14 protein-coding genes and 4 tRNA genes are annotated in these 15,591 nt (G+C 67.3%); 10 read left to right on the plus strand and 8 right to left on the minus strand.

Annotation, left to right across the window (positions count from 1 at the left end):
• Nucleotides 1-36: 36 nt before the first annotated feature.
• The 4 genes from AC1DP3_RS04260 to AC1DP3_RS04275 all read right to left on the minus strand — a co-directional run bounded on the left by AC1DP3_RS04260 (nt 37) and on the right by AC1DP3_RS04275 (nt 1,178).
• The gene (locus AC1DP3_RS04260; protein ID WP_477291599.1) at nt 37-597 is read right to left on the minus strand and encodes an ABC transporter substrate-binding protein; all 561 of its coding nucleotides are present in this window, start codon (nt 595-597) and stop codon (nt 37-39) included.
• 254 nt (nt 598-851) lie between these two features.
• A tRNA-Val gene (locus AC1DP3_RS04265) sits at nt 852-926 on the minus strand.
• Nucleotides 927-955: 29 nt separating this feature from the next.
• A tRNA-Cys gene (locus AC1DP3_RS04270) sits at nt 956-1,029 on the minus strand.
• Between the two features lie 76 nt (nt 1,030-1,105).
• Nucleotides 1,106-1,178, minus strand: a tRNA-Gly gene (locus tag AC1DP3_RS04275).
• A 145-nt stretch (nt 1,179-1,323) separates the two neighbouring features.
• Between AC1DP3_RS04275 and AC1DP3_RS04280 the strand changes: the two genes are divergently transcribed.
• Nucleotides 1,324-1,396 (plus strand) — tRNA-Val (locus AC1DP3_RS04280).
• Between the two features lie 253 nt (nt 1,397-1,649).
• A complete protein-coding gene (locus tag AC1DP3_RS04285) occupies nt 1,650-2,738 on the plus strand; it encodes an acyltransferase family protein (protein WP_477291601.1) in 1,089 nt (362 codons plus the stop codon).
• A 130-nt stretch (nt 2,739-2,868) separates the two neighbouring features.
• Here AC1DP3_RS04285 and AC1DP3_RS04290 read toward each other — a convergent pair whose 3' ends face one another.
• The 3 genes from AC1DP3_RS04290 to zapE form a co-directional block, all read right to left on the minus strand.
• A complete protein-coding gene (locus AC1DP3_RS04290; RefSeq protein ID WP_477291603.1) occupies nt 2,869-3,390 on the minus strand; it encodes a type II toxin-antitoxin system PemK/MazF family toxin in 522 nt (173 codons plus the stop codon).
• 98 nt (nt 3,391-3,488) lie between these two features.
• Nucleotides 3,489-4,763 carry an ammonium transporter gene (locus AC1DP3_RS04295; RefSeq protein ID WP_477291605.1) on the minus strand — a complete coding sequence of 425 codons (1,275 nt, stop codon included), beginning with the start codon at nt 4,761-4,763 and terminating at the stop codon, nt 3,489-3,491.
• A 167-nt stretch (nt 4,764-4,930) separates the two neighbouring features.
• On the minus strand, nt 4,931-5,959 hold the full coding sequence (gene zapE, locus AC1DP3_RS04300; protein WP_477291607.1) for a cell division protein ZapE: 1,029 nt from the start codon (nt 5,957-5,959) through the stop codon (nt 4,931-4,933).
• A gap of 119 nt (nt 5,960-6,078) precedes the next feature.
• Between zapE and AC1DP3_RS04305 the strand changes: the two genes are divergently transcribed.
• From AC1DP3_RS04305 to AC1DP3_RS04315, 3 genes are read left to right on the plus strand one after another with little or no spacing between them, the layout of a single operon-like run.
• Nucleotides 6,079-6,981 carry a sulfurtransferase gene (locus AC1DP3_RS04305; protein ID WP_477291609.1) on the plus strand — a complete coding sequence of 301 codons (903 nt, stop codon included), beginning with the start codon at nt 6,079-6,081 and terminating at the stop codon, nt 6,979-6,981.
• 43 nt (nt 6,982-7,024) lie between these two features.
• The gene (locus AC1DP3_RS04310) at nt 7,025-7,465 is read left to right on the plus strand and encodes a SufE family protein (protein WP_477291611.1); all 441 of its coding nucleotides are present in this window, start codon (nt 7,025-7,027) and stop codon (nt 7,463-7,465) included.
• Entirely contained in the window at nt 7,462-8,214 is a 753-nt protein-coding gene (locus tag AC1DP3_RS04315; RefSeq protein WP_477291612.1) for a dihydrofolate reductase family protein, read from the plus strand. Before AC1DP3_RS04310 ends, AC1DP3_RS04315 begins: the two co-directional genes overlap by 4 nt.
• Here the strand turns inward: AC1DP3_RS04315 and AC1DP3_RS04320 are convergent.
• On the minus strand, nt 8,183-9,406 hold the full coding sequence (locus tag AC1DP3_RS04320) for an alpha/beta hydrolase (protein WP_477291614.1): 1,224 nt from the start codon (nt 9,404-9,406) through the stop codon (nt 8,183-8,185). The two genes, AC1DP3_RS04315 and AC1DP3_RS04320, sit on opposite strands and share 32 nt — an antisense overlap.
• A 25-nt stretch (nt 9,407-9,431) precedes the next feature.
• Here AC1DP3_RS04320 and AC1DP3_RS04325 point away from each other — a divergent pair, with 25 nt between their 5' ends.
• The 5 genes from AC1DP3_RS04325 (at nt 9,432) to AC1DP3_RS04345 (ending at nt 15,589) form a co-directional block, all read left to right on the plus strand.
• Nucleotides 9,432-10,022, plus strand: coding sequence for a DUF3000 domain-containing protein (locus AC1DP3_RS04325; RefSeq protein ID WP_477291616.1), 591 nt, complete (start codon nt 9,432-9,434; stop codon nt 10,020-10,022).
• Nucleotides 10,015-11,214 carry a ribonuclease D gene (locus AC1DP3_RS04330; RefSeq protein WP_477291618.1) on the plus strand — a complete coding sequence of 400 codons (1,200 nt, stop codon included), beginning with the start codon at nt 10,015-10,017 and terminating at the stop codon, nt 11,212-11,214. Before AC1DP3_RS04325 ends, AC1DP3_RS04330 begins: the two co-directional genes overlap by 8 nt.
• Nucleotides 11,215-11,288: 74 nt before the next feature.
• Nucleotides 11,289-12,494 carry a thiolase family protein gene (locus tag AC1DP3_RS04335; protein ID WP_477291620.1) on the plus strand — a complete coding sequence of 402 codons (1,206 nt, stop codon included), beginning with the start codon at nt 11,289-11,291 and terminating at the stop codon, nt 12,492-12,494.
• A 3-nt stretch (nt 12,495-12,497) separates the two neighbouring features.
• On the plus strand, nt 12,498-14,657 hold the full coding sequence (locus AC1DP3_RS04340; RefSeq protein ID WP_477291622.1) for a 3-hydroxyacyl-CoA dehydrogenase NAD-binding domain-containing protein: 2,160 nt from the start codon (nt 12,498-12,500) through the stop codon (nt 14,655-14,657).
• Nucleotides 14,658-14,872: 215 nt separating this feature from the next.
• Complete coding sequence (locus AC1DP3_RS04345; protein ID WP_477291624.1) at nt 14,873-15,589, plus strand: SPFH domain-containing protein; 717 nt, start codon at nt 14,873-14,875, stop codon at nt 15,587-15,589.
• Nucleotides 15,590-15,591: the final 2 nt, after the last annotated feature.

The raw sequence follows: 15,591 nt of genomic DNA on the forward strand, positions 1-15,591 counted from the left end.
ATCAGTGTTGCGTTGCCGCTGTCAGCGTTGCCGCTGTCAGAGGCCAAGCCCCGTCAGCAGGCGGTTCAGGAGGGCTCCGATCCCCTGCAGGGGACCATTGCCGTCCAGCAGTCCGGCCACCGCGCACAGCAGGTTGCCGAGCAGGTTGCCGGCGCCCGGCACCGCAGTGATGTCGAGGTTGATCTCGTTGAGATCGATCACCAGGCCGAGAACGTCGAGGTGGAGCGGTCCGAGATCCAGTGTCAAAATGTCGCACGCGTCACCGACCGCCAGGTCCGCGATCGTCGCAGTGAATGTGTCCGATACGGGGGTGACCACCCCTGTGGCGTTCGTCAAGCTACCGGTGATCGAACCCGTGAGCTGGAGAGCCCCATTCACCGTTCGCACGGTGAGATCACTGATCTGGCCCACGAAGCCAGCACCGGTGGCGTCCGTACCAGTGACGGGCACGGCGGTCGGCGCTGCGACCGCCTGAGAGACGCTCGAAGCCGCGGAGGCGGGCTGGGCGGCGTTCGCGGCCGCGGCGGGCAGAACCCCGAGAGCGGCTGAGAGGGCGATTGCGACACCGGCGGTGGCAAGTTTGCTTCTTTGCAACATGTCTTGTTCCTTTCGTTTGGTACCGCGGCGTGGGGCGCCGCGAACCGATCGGATCAGCGACACTACGTCGCGGACCCGGAAAGCCGTTCCCGGTACACACGCCGTTTTGATTGAGGTACCATGCCCGCCGACGGACCACAGTGAGAAGCCGCAGACGTGCCCGCTGGACGTGGAGACACGGAGCGCGCGTTTCCGCTGGGACCCTTGAGACGAGCCCATAAACAAGGAAAACCCCCGGAAATCCGGGGGTTTCGTGGTGGGCGATACTGGGATCGAACCAGTGACCTCTTCCGTGTCAGGGAAGCGCGCTACCGCTGCGCCAATCGCCCGAGTTAGTGCTGCCGGTCGGGACCGGGAGTGGAGGTGGCGACGGGATTCGAACCCGTGTAAACGGCTTTGCAGGCCGGTGCCTAGCCGCTCGGCCACGCCACCATGTGTGGTTGACCCACGTGTCGTGATCGACTTTCGGGGATCCTGGTGGATTCCCGTGTGGCGATCCTCGCACTCGAGCGGATGACGAGACTCGAACTCGCGACCCCAACCTTGGCAAGGTTGTGCGCTACCAACTGCGCTACATCCGCGTTATCCGGATCTCTCCGGCGCTTCAATGACTTTATCCGATCGTCGCCCAGGTGCAAAACCGAGCGACGCCCGCGCGTGTCTGGACTCCGATTCGTGGGCCACCCGTGCATCCGGTAAGATCGTGACTCGGCCCCGCGGGGCTTTGGGCGATTGGCGCAGTTGGTAGCGCGCTTCCTTCACACGGAAGAGGTCATCGGTTCGAGTCCGGTATCGCCCACAAGAGAGGCCCCCGGCATTCCGGGGGCTTCGTCGTTTGTGGGGCGAGGACCCATGAGTCGATACAAGGGCTCCCCCTACCCCCTACGCCCCAGTGTGCGGTGAGACCAGAACAACCCGCGAGGCGTTTACGACCACCTGTGTGAAAGGCCCAGTACCTCGGGAAGGCCGTGATGGGTCGGGGGGCATCCCTTGCTGTCGCGTCGGCTCGTTGGTGCTCGTCTAAGCGGTCGGGGGCGTTACGCTCATCATCGATGGCGACTTCAGATCGGCCCGCGTCGAATTTCCGAGGGCTCGTGGGGCTGGGGCGTCCATTCGCCGCGGTCTTCGACCCGCGACTGAATGCGCTGAACCTGATCCGGCTGTTGCTCGCCACCGGCGTGATCGTGTGGCATTCCGTCTCGCTCGGCGGGTCCTCGTTTACTTTTTGGCCGCTTCAGCAATTCATGGCGGACTTCTCCGTGGACGGGTTCTTCGCGATCAGCGGCTTTCTGATCGTCTTGTCATGGACGCGTGATCCGCGTTGGATGCGCTACCTCGTGGCGCGTGTGCTTCGCATCATGCCGGCGTTCTGGGTCTGCCTGATCGTGACCGCGTTTGTCATCGCACCGCTCGCCCAGGGGGTCTGGGGTGCGGAAAACCTCACCTACGTCCTCAAGAACGCCGCGTTGGTGATGTTCCAGTACGACATCGCCGGCACGCCGCTGGGCGTGCCGTTCCAGGGCTTATGGGATGGCTCGCTGTGGACCCTCGCGTGGGAGTTCTTCTGCTACCTCGGCGTTCTCGCACTCGGTGTCTGCGGTCTGCTCAAGCGGCCCTGGGTGATTCCCTCGCTGTTCGCTCTCGCCACCCTCGGGGCGATCGCCAATGCTCTCGGCTTCCTAGGCGGCGTGCTCGGCGGAAATGTTCCGGCCATGTCCCGGTTCGGTCTGATGTTCCTTGCCGGGGCGATGATCTATCAGTTCCGGGATCGCATTCCCGTGTCTCCGCTATGGGTGATCGTCGCTGTTCTCATTCTCGCGGGATCGCTGTTCATGCCGAACTATCGGATCGTCGCCGCGTTGCCCATCGCGTATCTCGTGTTGACCGCGGGCGCAATCGTCAAGCACGAGCGACTCCGCCTGCGCAATGACATCTCGTACGGGGTCTATATTTACGCGTTCCCGCTGCAGCAGACCCTCTTGATCTTCGGTGCATCCGCGTTCGGTGTGCTGTGGTTCGCGGTTCTGTCTGCAATCGCCACCCTCCCGCTCGCCATCGCCTCATGGTTCCTCGTCGAGAAACCCGCGATGAGGCTACGCCGCCGAAAGACAGCGCGACCCGCGGCCATCGCCGCCGTCTGAAGGCGAAAATCAGTCGATTCAGGATGTCGTCAGCGGACATCCACGAACCTCGGCGAACCCCGTGGCTATCCTTCACACGGAAGAGGTCATCGGTTCGAGTCCGGTATCGCCCACTCCACGCCTCCCGGCGTCACTCCTGCACGGTCCAGCCGTACCGTCGATGCAGCGCGTCGGCCACCGATCCGAATCGCTCCCGGTCGAGTGCACACGCTTCTCGGCGCAGGCCGCTCTCGTGCACGGAGTAGAGCTGATCCACGTCAACCCACGAGGGCCGGCGCTGGACATCCCACGGGCCCGAGCCGATGGCGAGAAAATCGCGGTCTCCGTCGTGCGATCTGCTCGTGAGTCGCACCGCGTAGAGATGCGACTCATCCCTCCGCCCGATCACCAGGACAGGGCGATCCTTGCCCCGCCCGTCGTTCTCGGCGTACGGCACCCAGGTCCACACGATCTCACCGGCATCCGGATCGCCGTCCATGCTCGGTGCGTACGTGATCCGAAGGTGCTCCGGACGAGGCGGCGCGATCGAAACCGTCGCAGTGGAGCCCGCCGGGGCCACAGCAGGCGCGGACCGTGGAGGATTGCCAGACGGGCCGCCGGTGGGTCGGAGAAGGCTCTTGAGCCGGGCGAAGAGGCCGGGACGGGTGGTCATGGTCGCCACCCTATGTCGACGCGGTCAGCCGTCGAAGACGCCGACGCACGCGAGAGGGGCGCCGCGCGATGCGCGACGCCCCTCTGCTGCCTGAATCGTCAGCCGCGAGCGTCGGTGAGGACGTAGCCCTCTTCGCCGTGGACGATGGTGTCGATGCCGGCGATCTCGTCCTCGTTCTTGACGCGGAAGCCGATCGTCTTCTGGATGATCCAGCCGATGGCGTAGGCGAGCACGAACGAGTAGATGAGCACCGAGAAGGCGGCGATCGCCTGGACCATCAGCTGCGTGAGGTTGCCGCTGTAGATGAGGCCCGTGCCGTTCGCGAAGAAGCCGAGGAAGAGCGTTCCGATCAGACCGCCGACGAGGTGGATGCCCACCACGTCGAGCGAGTCGTCGAAGCCCCACTTGAACTTCAGCTCGATCGCGATCGCGCACACGGCCCCGGCGAGGAAGCCGAGGACGATCGCCCAGATCGGGGTCAGCGCGGCGCACGCAGGCGTGATGGCCACGAGGCCCGCAACAGCACCGGATGCCGCACCGACGGATGTGGGCTTGCCGTCCTTGATCTTCTCCACGAGCAGCCACGCGAGAAGAGCGGCGGCCGGAGCGGCGATGGTGTTGACGAAGGCGACGGCAGCGGTGTTGTCAGCGGCGAGCTCCGAGCCCGCGTTGAATCCGAACCAGCCGAACCACAGCAGCCCGGCGCCGAGGAGCACGAAGGGCGGGTTGTGAGGAACCTGGATGCCCTTCTGGAAGCCGACACGCTTGCCGAGCACGAGCGCCAGCGCCAGCGCTGCGGCACCGGCGTTGATGTGAACTGCCGTGCCGCCGGCGAAGTCGATCGCGCCGACACCGAACCACTGCTGCATGCCGAAGGTGATCCAGCCGCCGTACGAGAAGCTGCCGTCGTCGGCGAGACCGAAGTTGAACACCCAGCTGGCCACCGGGAAGTAGACGATGGTCGCCCACACGGCCGCGAAGATCATCCACGCGCCGAACTTGGCGCGGTCCGCGATCGCACCCGACACGAGCGCGACGGTGATGATCGCGAACGTCGCCTGGAACGCGACGAAAGCGAGCGGGGGGTAAGCGTTGCCCTCGGGCGTGGTCAGCAGGCTCTCAAGGCCGATCTCACTGAGGTCGATCGTCCAGGGGAACTGAATCGTGCCGGTGGCCGTGGTCGGGAAAGCGACGGCATAGCCGTACAGCACCCACAGCACGCCGATGAGTCCCATAGCGCCGAAGCTCAGCATCATCATGCTGATGACGCTCTTGGCCTTGACCAGTCCGCCGTAGAAGAACGCCAAGCCAGGCGTCATGAGCAAAACGAGTGCGGCAGCTATGAGGATGAATGCGGTGTTGCCTTGATCCATCTCGGGGAGAACCTCTCTGCAGGGACGCAGGAAACGCGTCGGGTTCGCCCATTGTGACCAGACCGGGTTACCGGCGACCTCGGGGGCTTGTTTCCTGCCGGTTACGCATCAGGTGTCTGTGTAAACATCACGTTTCGGAGCGCCGAGAGCTGACGCGGAGATGCCGCTCAGTCCAGCGTGAGCGCGACCAGACGCGAGATCGCGCGGAGGTACTTCTTCCGATATCCGCCGACGAGCATCTCCTCGCTGAAGACGAGGTCGAGCGACGTCCCGGTGGCGCGGATCGGGATCTGCGCATCGTAGGCGCGATCGATGAAGGCGACGAATCGCAGAGCTGCCGATTGGTCATCGAACTGGTCGACCCCGCGCAGCCCGATGACGGAGAGGCCCTCGACCAGTCGGATGTAGCGACTCGGGTGCACCCGGGCCAGGTGCGCGATCAGCGCAGGGAAGGGGTCGTCCGACGCCACTCCAGCCCCGGATGCCGCGGCCAGCGCACTCTCGTAGTCCGCCTCGCTCAGCACGGCGGCGTGCCCGTCCAGCGCGCGGTGGCGGAAGTCGGTGCCGTCGATGCGGAGGGTCTGGAAGTTCGCCGACATGGCGTGGATCTCGCGAAGGAAGTCCTGGGCGGCGAAGCGTCCTTCACCGAGCGCATTGGGTGGCGTGTTCGAGGTCGCCGCCATCCGCGTGCCGCCGCCGACCAGCTCTCCGAGCAGGCGGGTCATCACCATGGTGTCGCCCGGATCGTCGAGTTCGAACTCATCGATGCAGATCAGGTCGGCTCCGCGAAAGAGCTCCACGGTGTTCTGATAGCCGAGCGCCCCGACGAGCGCCGTGTACTCGATGAACGAGCCGAAGTACTTCCTCCGCACGGACATCGCGTGATAGATCGAGGCGAGCAGGTGCGTCTTGCCGACACCGAACCCGCCGTCGAGGTAGACACCGGGTTTCGGCTCCGGACCCTTCTTGGCACGACGGAAGAAGCCGCCTCGGGCTGCGGGCTGACCGACACCCGCGAAGGTCATCAGCTCGTCCTTCGCCTCCTGCTGGGAGGGATAGGCCGCGTCCGCGCGGTAGGACTCGAACGTCGCGTCGGCGAACTGCGGCGGAGGCACGAGCGCGGCCACCATCTCGGCGCCCGTGACCTGCGGCTGCCGCTCGGTCAGATGGACGATTCCGGCTGCCGTCGTGGTCATGTCGTCCTATGTCGGTGTCTTACTGTGGCGATGCGCGCCGGGCCGCGGGAATCTAGGGTCGGAAGGCGCGGTTCAACCCTACGCCGTCGCCATCAGCACCCCGACCCGAGGAGCACGCCTTGACCGTCGAAATCGACACGTCGTCCCCCAAGTTTGCCGAGTACTCCGAGCCCGGGCGCCTCGTCACGGGCGCCTGGCTGGAGGAGCACCTCGGAACGCCCGGACTCGTCGTGGTCGAGTCCGACGAGGACGTCCTCCTCTACGAGACGGGTCACATCCCAGGTGCTGTGAAAGTCGATTGGCACACCGAGCTGAACGACCCGGTGGTGCGCGATTACCTCGACGGCGCGGGCTTCGCGGAGCTGCTCAGCCGCAAGGGCATCTCGCGCGACGACACCATCGTGATCTACGGCGACAAGAGCAACTGGTGGGCCGCCTACGCGCTGTGGGTCTTCTCGCTCTTCGGCCACGACGACGTGCGACTCCTCGATGGCGGACGCGACAAGTGGATCGCGGAGGGGCGCCCCATCACCACGGAGGCGCCTGTCCCGAGCCCCACCCGGTATCCCGTCGTCGAGCGCGACGACTCCACCCTCCGCGCGTACCGGGAGGACGTCCTCGCTCACTTCGGCAATCCGCTGATCGACGTCCGCTCCCCAGAGGAGTACGACGGCTCACGCACCTCGGCCCCGGCATACCCCGAAGAAGGGGCACTGCGCGCCGGTCACATACCGACCGCGAAGAGCGTGCCGTGGGCGCGCGCCGTCGCGGAGGACGGCGGCTTCAAGGGTCGCGCCGAGCTGGACGCGATCTACCGGCAGGATGTGGGGCTCGAGGACGACGACGCCATCGTGGCCTACTGCCGGATCGGTGAGCGCTCGAGTCACACCTGGTTCGTGCTGCGCCACCTGCTCGGCTTCCAGAACGTCCGCAACTACGACGGGTCGTGGACGGAGTGGGGCAGCGCGGTCCGCGTGCCGATCGCCACCGGCGCCGAGCCGGGCGAGCTTCCCGCGCGCTGATAGACCCGGGTCCCGGCATCCCGAGCGTGGGAGAATGTGACGGATGACTGGAACACCCCTTCCCGAGGCTCTCGCCGAGATCCGCGACGAGTTCCTCGAGCTCGCCGAGCCCGAGCGGCTGCAGCTCCTGCTCGAGTACTCCAACGAGCTGCCCGAGGTGCCGTCCCGGTACGACGATCACCCGGAGCTGCGGGAGCGTGTCGCCGAGTGCCAGTCCCCCGTCTACATCATCCTCGACATCGATGACGGCGGCCGCGTGGCGATGCACGCCACCGCACCCCGTGAAGCGCCGACCACGCGAGGGTTCGCGAGCATCCTGGTGCAGGGCATCACCGGCCTCACCCCGGACGAGGTGCTCGGCATCCCGGACGACTTCCCCCAGACGATCGGACTCACCCGAGCCGTCTCTCCCCTGCGGATCGCAGGCATGACCGGAATGCTGCTCCGGGCCAAGCGCCAGGTGCGGGCGAAGCTGGCCGCATGATGAGCGCGGGCGCCGCTGCCGCGTCCGGCGCGGGCGTCGTCACCGAGGTCGTGCCCCGGACGCTCTCGTCGACGACCATCGGGGCGGAAGGCACCGATGCATGGATGTCGAGCCGCTATGCCGTGGAAGGCGAGCGGTTCGTGCGGCTGAACATGATCACGACCATCACCGGCGCGACCGCCGGTGCGGACGGGACGAGCAACACGATCACCTCGCGCACCGACCGCTACGTGCTGGGCGCCATCAGGCGTCACTCCGATGTCGTGGTCGTCGGCGCCGAGACCGTGCGCGCCGAGGGCTACGTGCTCCCGAAGACCGCGCGGCTTGCGATCGTCACGTCATCCGGAGATCTGGCTGGCCGGATCAGCGCCGAAGGACGCGAGGATCGCCCCCCGGCGCTCGTCCTGTGCCCGGAGTCTGCGGCCGACAGCGTGCGGCGCGTGCTGCAAGACGCTCCCGCCGAGGTCGTCCCGGTCCCGAGCGATGGCGACCGCCTTCGACCGCCGACGATCCTGGCCGCGCTGCATGCGCGAGGACTGCTTCGCGTGGTGTGCGAAGGAGGTCCGGCACTCGCGACCCAGTTCGTCGCTGCGGGGGTGGTGGACGAGGTCTGCGTGACGATCTCACCGGTGCTCGAGCCGCCGCGGGATCCGTTCGTCGCACTCGCCCAGCGGGCGGATGCCCGCGTGGCGGGCATGCTCGTCGACGAGGCGGGATTCAGCTATCTGAGGCTGCGGCTGCGGGATTGAGATCGTGCCGCTGGATCCACGAGCGGATGCTGTCGCTCCAGCGGTCCTGGTCGTAGTTCCACAGCTTCGCATGGCGAGCCACCTCGAAGGCCTGCATCTCGACCAGGTCGGGCCGTCGCACCACGAGATCGTATGACGCATCCGAGGGGACGAACCCGTCATCGTCGCTGTGCAGGATCAGGATCGGGTGAGTCAGCTCGTCCGCTCTCGAGACGATGTCCAGGCGGTCGAACGGGATCGCTCCTCCCGTCCGGGTGACCGGCGCCGCCCACTCCTTGGAGAGTGCGCCGATCGCCAGCCCGCTGACCGCCAGCGGGAGTCCGAGGAGCTTCGTCTGATAGTCGAGGACGACCCGCCAGTCGATGACGGGCGATTCCAGGATGAGGCCGCCGATCAGGTGGCGGTGGGCCGAGTTGAGCGCGACCTGGAGAGCGATGGCCGCGCCCATGGACCATCCCATGAGGATCACGCGCTGGGCGCCCCGGCGCCGGGCGAATCCCACCGCCGCGTCGATATCGCGCCACTCGGTTGCTCCGAGGCCATACGTGCCGGTGCGGCTGCGCGGCGCCTCGCCGTCGTTGCGATACGACACCACGAGCGAGGTGATCCCGGCACCGTGGAACACCGGCACGGCCCTGAGGCACTCCGTCCGGTTCGTGCCGCGACCGTGGACCTGGATGACCCATGTGCCGCTTGGCTCGGGAGGGGTGAAGAGCCACGCGGGGCACGGACCCACCACCGAGCCGATCAGCTCGGCGGTGAAAGGCAGGTGCAGCTCTTCAGGGGCGGAGTAGTACCAGCCGCTGAAAGCCGCGTCCGACGAAAGGCTCGAGTCCGCCCCGATGTGGGTGAGGAGCTTCCGTTTGACCGAGGTCTCGTCCTCGGCGAGCACGGAGCCGAGCTTGACGTAGGAGGCCGTGCCCGTCGTGAACAGCCCGTAGCGACCCGGCAGCCGTGTGTCGGCTGTCCGGCCGAGGGTGATGGTCTGCGCGGCGGTGTCCAGTCCGAGGATCTTGGTGTCGGCAACACGGTTCGCGGGCGTCACGATCCGGCGGGCGAAGACCACCGAGACGAACCCCATGAGTGCCAGCACGCCCGTCAGCGCAACGCTCAGCGTCACGATCGCCGCCTGAATGCCGGCGATGAGAGCGGGGGTAGCGTCCCGTGATGCGGCGCGCCTGGGAGTGACCATCGAGGCCTCACTCTAGTCTGTCGGCGTGGCTGAGCATGGTCCCCCGGCGGTGTCCGCGCTGTTCGCGCGCGCTGCCGACGACGTGCGCGGCATCCGCTTCCGCGACGATCTGCTCGTCCGGGAGATCCCGGCGCCGCAGAGCCTGGCACCTGAATCCCTCGCCCTCGCCGGCGATGTGCGTCCCGACGAGGACGGTGAGGACTCGGCGTTCGGCACCGGGCGCCTGATTCTGCTGCACGATCCGGAAGAACCCGCCGGCTGGGAGGGCGCATGGCGGATCGTGTGCTTCGCCCAGGCGCCGCTCGAGCCCGACATCGGGGTCGACCCGTTCCTCGCCGATGTCGCATGGTCCTGGCTCACCGACGCCCTCCATTCCCACGGTGCCACGTTCCAGGCGGCATCCGGCACGGCCACCAAGACTCTCTCGAAGGGGTTCGGATCGCTCGCGGCTGAGGGGGACGGGGCGCAGATCGAACTCCGTGCATCGTGGTCGCCGATCGGTCCCCTCGCTCCTCATGTCCAGGCATGGGCGGAACTGGTCTGTATGCTCGCGGGATTGCCCCCCGGTTCGGAGGGGATCACGATCCTCGGCAGCAGAAGGACACCGCGTGACTGAGTACCACGTCATCGCCGATTCATCGGAATTCGCGGATGCCGCCTCCCGGCTCGCCTCAGGAAGCGGCCCCGTCGCCGTCGACGTCGAACGGGCTTCGGGGTTCCGCTACTCGCAGCGGGCGTACCTCATCCAGGTCTTCCGCCGCGGTGCGGGGTTCTTCCTCTTCGACCCGCCCGCGATCGGCGACTTCAGCGCGCTCCAGGCCGCCATCGGCGAAGCGGAGTGGGTTCTGCACGCCGCCAGCCAGGACCTCCCCTCGCTGCGCGAGCTCGACCTCACGCCGGCCTCGATCTTCGACACCGAGCTCGCAGCGCGACTGCTCGGCCATGAGCGGGTCGGCCTCGGTGCTGTCGTGGAGGAGACCCTGGGGATCACCCTCGCCAAGGCGCACTCGGCATCCGACTGGTCGGTCCGTCCGCTTCCGCAGTCATGGCTCGAGTACGCCGCGCTCGACGTCGAGCACCTCGTCGACGTGCGCGACGTGCTCGCCGCCGAGCTCGACGCACAGGGCAAGACCGAGATCGCCGCGGAGGAGTTCCAGGCCGTGCTGGATCGGCCGGCCAAGCCTCCCCGCGAAGAGCCATGGCGCCGCCTGAGCGGACTGCACACGGTGCGAGGCCGCCGTGCCCTCGCCATCGCGCGCGAACTCTGGGTCGCACGCGAGGACTACGCGCAGGAGGTCGACGTCTCCCCCGGCCGTCTCGTCCCCGACCGCGCTCTGGTGGCGGCCGTCCTCGCCGATCCGCAGTCCAAGCAGGAACTCGCCGCGGTGCGCGAATTCACGGGCCGAGCGAGCCGCTCGCAGCTCGACCGGTGGTGGGGTGCGATCGAGCTCGGTCGCGCGACCGCCGAGCTTCCGGCCGACCGCGGTGCCGGTGGCGACACCCTGCCTCCTCCGCGAGCGTGGGCCGACCGCAATCCGGCCGCGGACGCGCGCCTCAAGGCCGCGCGGCCTGCCCTGGAAGCGTGCGCGGAGGAGTTGCAGATGCCGGTCGAGAACCTGCTGACGCCCGAGCTTCTGAGGCGCGTCGCCTGGACTCCGCCGTCCTCCCTCGACGCCACATCCATCGGCAGCGCCCTGGCGGAACTGGGTGCAAGGCAGTGGCAGATTGCGCACACTGCACAGGCGATCGCCGATGCCTTTGTCGATTCCGTGCAAACGGCCGCAGAGGCCCCGGAGGGCGATTCGTAGCATTCCCCCACCCGATTCCGACCCGTCGGAAGCGCTTCCTAGGGTGGAATGATTCCCATACTTTTGGAGGCAGAGTGGCCGAGATCTCGGACGTCTTCTTCGTCGATGGAGTGCGCACCCCCTTCGGGCGCGCCGGCGAAAAGGGCATGTACTGGAACACCCGCGCCGATGACCTCGCCGTCAAGGCGACGATCGGGCTCATCGAGCGGAACCCCGATGTTCCCAAGGACCGCATCGACGACGTCGCGATCGCCGCGACGTCGCAGACAGGCGATCAGGGCCTGACGCTCGGTCGCTCTGTCGCCATCCTCGCCGGACTCCCGCAGTCGGTGCCCGGATTCGCGATCGACCGCATGTGCGCGGGCGCCATGACGAGCGTCACCACGATGGCAGCCTCGATCGGCGTAGGCATGTACGACGTCGCGCTCGCGGGCGGGGTCGAGCACATGGGCCACCACCCGATCGGGGCAAACACCGACCCGAACCCGCGCTTCGTCGCCGAGCGCATGGTCGACCCCGGCGCCCTCAACATGGGCGTCACCGCCGAGCGCATCTTCGACCGCTTCCCGCACCTCACGAAGGAGCGGTCCGACCGCTATGGGATGCGCAGCCAGCAGAAGGTCCAGGCCGCCTACGACGCAGGCAGGATCCAGCCCGATCTCGTCCAGGTCGCCATCAAGGACGCCGACGGCGCCTGGGGACTGGCCACCGAGGACGAGGGCCGACGTCCGCAGACGACGATGGACGACCTCGCCGGACTGAAAACGCCCTTCCGCCCCCACGGCCGCGTCACGGCCGGAACCTCCTCACCGCTGACCGACGGTGCGACGATGTCACTCCTCGCCGGTGGCGGCGCTGTCAAGCAGCTCGGACTCCGACCCAAGATGAAGCTCGTCTCGTTCGCCTTCGCCGGCGTGCAGCCCGAGATCATGGGGATCGGCCCGATCCCCTCCACGGAGAAGGCGCTCAAGAAGGCCGGTCTCACGATCGATGACATCGGGCTCTTCGAGCTGAACGAGGCTTTCGCCATCCAGGTCATCTCCCTTCTCGACCACTTCGGGATCGCGGACGACGACCCGCGCGTCAACCAGTGGGGCGGTGCGATCGCCTTCGGGCACCCGCTCGCAGCCTCTGGAGTGCGGCTCATGATCCAGCTCGCGGCCCAGTTCGCCGAGCGCCCCGACGTCCGGTACGGCCTCACAGCCATGTGCGTGGGACTCGGCCAGGGCGGCTCGGTCATCTGGGAGAACCCGCACTACGACGGCAAGAAGCGGAAGTGACGAATGACCAACCCATCCTCTGATCAGTACTCCGAGATCGACTTCTCGCCGCTCGCCGCCCTCGCGGAAGGGGAAGTCGTCACGCGCTCGCGCGTGCGCGACATCCGCCTCCCTTCGGGAAAGGTCCTCGCCCTCCTCACGCTCGACAACGGCCGCGACCACAACCGCCCCAACACGCTCGGCCCGACGACGCTCAAGGAACTGGGCGCGTCGCTCGAGACGCTGAAGGCGCGCGCCGCGGCGGGCGAGATCCAGGCCGTCGGCATCACCGGCAAGCAGTACATCCTCGCGGCCGGCGCAGACCTGTCCGACATCTCCCGGCTCGGGTCGAAGGACAATGCGCGGCTGATCGCGCAGCTCGGTCACCACGTCTTCGGCAAGCTCCCCGACCTCGGAGTGCCGTCCTTCGCCTTCGTGAACGGGCTCGCGCTCGGCGGCGGACTCGAGATCGCGCTCAATTCGACCTACCGGACAGTGGATGCCTCGGCTGCCGCCATCGCCCTCCCCGAGGTCTTCCTCGGCATCATTCCGGGCTGGGGCGGTGCCTACCTGCTGCCCAACCTCATCGGCATCGAGAACGCGCTCGAGGTCGTCATCTCGAATCCGCTCAAGCAGAACCGGATGCTGAAGCCTCAGCAGGCCTTCGACTACGGGATCATGGACGCGATCTTCCCCGCGGCGAACTACTTGGAGGATTCGCTGCGGTGGGCGGACGGCGTGCTCGGCGGGTCCGTCAAGGTGCACCGCAAGAACGAGCCCGGCAAGATCGAGCGTCTCACCAAGTGGCCGATCGCGATCAAGATGGCGCGCGGCATGCTCGAATCGAAGATCGGCACCGTGCCGAAGTCGCCGTACGCGGCGCTGGAGCTGCTTGACAGGGCGAAGAGCGGCACGAAGGCGGAGGGCTTCGCCCGCGAGGACGAGGCGCTGGCCGAGCTCGTCACGGGCGACCAGTTCGCGGCATCCATGTATGCATTCGATCTCGTGCAGAAGCGCGCGAAGCGACCGGTGGGTGCCCCTGACAAGGACCTCGCGAAGAAGATCACGAAGGTCGGGATCATCGGCGCGGGCCTCATGGCGAGCCAGTTCGCCCTGCTGTTCGTCCGCAAGCTGCAGGTGCCCGTGCTGATCACCGACCTTGATCAGGCGCGCGTCGAGGCGGGGGTCGCTCGCATCCACGAAGAGATCGGCACGCTCGAGGCGAAGGGCCGGCTCGACGGCGACACCGCGAACAGGCTCCGCTCCCTGGTCACAGGGACGACAGACAAGACGGCGTACGCAGACTGCGATTTCGTGATCGAGGCCGTCTTCGAAGAGGTCGGCGTGAAGCAGGCCGTCTTCGGCGAGATCGAGCAGATCGTCGCCGACGACACGATCCTGGCGACGAACACGTCTTCCCTGTCCGTCGAGGAGATCGGAGCGAAGCTCGCACACCCCGAGCGGCTGGTCGGCTTCCACTTCTTCAATCCGGTCGCGGTGATGCCGCTGATCGAGATCGTGAAGACTCCGCAGACGACGGATGCCGCGCTCTCGACCGCGTTCGTCGTCGCGCGCGGGCTGGGCAAGAATGCCGTGCTCACCGCCGATGCGCCGGGCTTCGTGGTGAACCGCCTCCTCGCCAAGGTCATGGGCGAGGCGGCGAGGGCCGTCTATGAGGGCACTCCCCTGCTGACGGTCGAGAAGGCGTTCGGCCCGCTGGGTCTGCCGATGGGCCCCTTCCAGCTCATCGACCTCGTCGGCTGGAAGGTGGCCGCCCACGTGCAGGACACGATGGCTCATGCCTTCCCCGACCGGTTCTACGCGAACGAGAACTTCCACAAGCTCGCCGAGCTCCCGGAAGTCGTCGAGAAGGACAAGTCGGGTCGAGTGACGGGCTGGTCCAAGGCGGCATCGGGAGTGCTCAAGGGTGCGGTCGGCTCATCGCCGCGCAGTGAGGACGAGATCCTGCGGCGCGTCCAGGACGGCCTAGCCGCCGAGATCAGGATCATGCTCGACGAGGGCGTGGCCCCGGAGGTCGAGGACATCGACCTCTGCCTCATCCTCGGCGCCGGCTGGCCCTTCATCGACGGAGGAGCATCGCCATATCTCGACCGTGAGGGTGCATCCGAGCGTGTCTTCGGCGATACGTTCCACCACCCGGTGATCCGGGGCATCGCCGGCTGAAGCATCCGGCAGAGAGACGGGCCGGCCGCCTCGGCGGCCGGCCCGTGTCGGTTTCGGCGCGATCGATCCGGCGCTCCACGAAAGCGCCGACGACCGGGAGGCGAACGATCGCCGACCGAGCGGTGAAATCTGCGGCTGGACCGCGTCCGAGTGACATCCCTGCGCCGACATCGCGGCATCCTGGCATCGTCCGTTGCGATGGAAAGGCCGGTCGGATGCTCGATGCGATAACAGGCATGTTCAGCGGAAGCGCCCTGAATGTCCTCGTCAAGACCAGCGGGGCGGCCCTGACGCTCCTGCTCGTGCTGCCGGCCCTCATGAAGCTCTTCCTCGTCACCATCGACGAGGGATCGGCCGCGATCCGCACACGCAACGGCAAGCCGATCATCCGGCGAGGCACGCGCGGGACCGGCAGCGAGGGACGTGAGGTCGTGGTGCTCCGTCCGGGGACGCACGGAGCGTTTCCGATCCTGTACTGGTACCGGAGGGTCGATGTGCGTGCCCGGTCGACCGATCTGCCCATACGCCAGCTGACGGGCGCCAGCGCGCACCAGCACCTCGTCCACGCGTCGTTCGACTGGCGCCCATTCGTCTCCGGTCACGACCTGAGAGTGCTGGAGCTCGACGTCGTCGACGTCAAGGAGAGGGCCGGCAACATCGTAGGCGCAGCGTTACGCGACATCGTGCGCCGATTCGAGGGCCCGACACTGCCGACGAACCACGTGCTCTCCCCCGTGATCGTGGCGGAGTGCAGAGATGATGTGCGTCGGGAGTGCGGCATCGAGCTTCTGAGCGTCGTCGTGACGGGCGATGCGCTCACCGACGGCTATCTCCTGTCTCAGGCGATGGCCACCGCTGCCAGGGGCGGCCAGGACCGAGCGTGGGACGCGGCGTCGGCCGTGCTGTCCAGCCGGCTCACCACGGTCGGCTGAGG

It is taken from the genome of Microbacterium sp. P5_B6 (genome assembly GCF_056400345.1).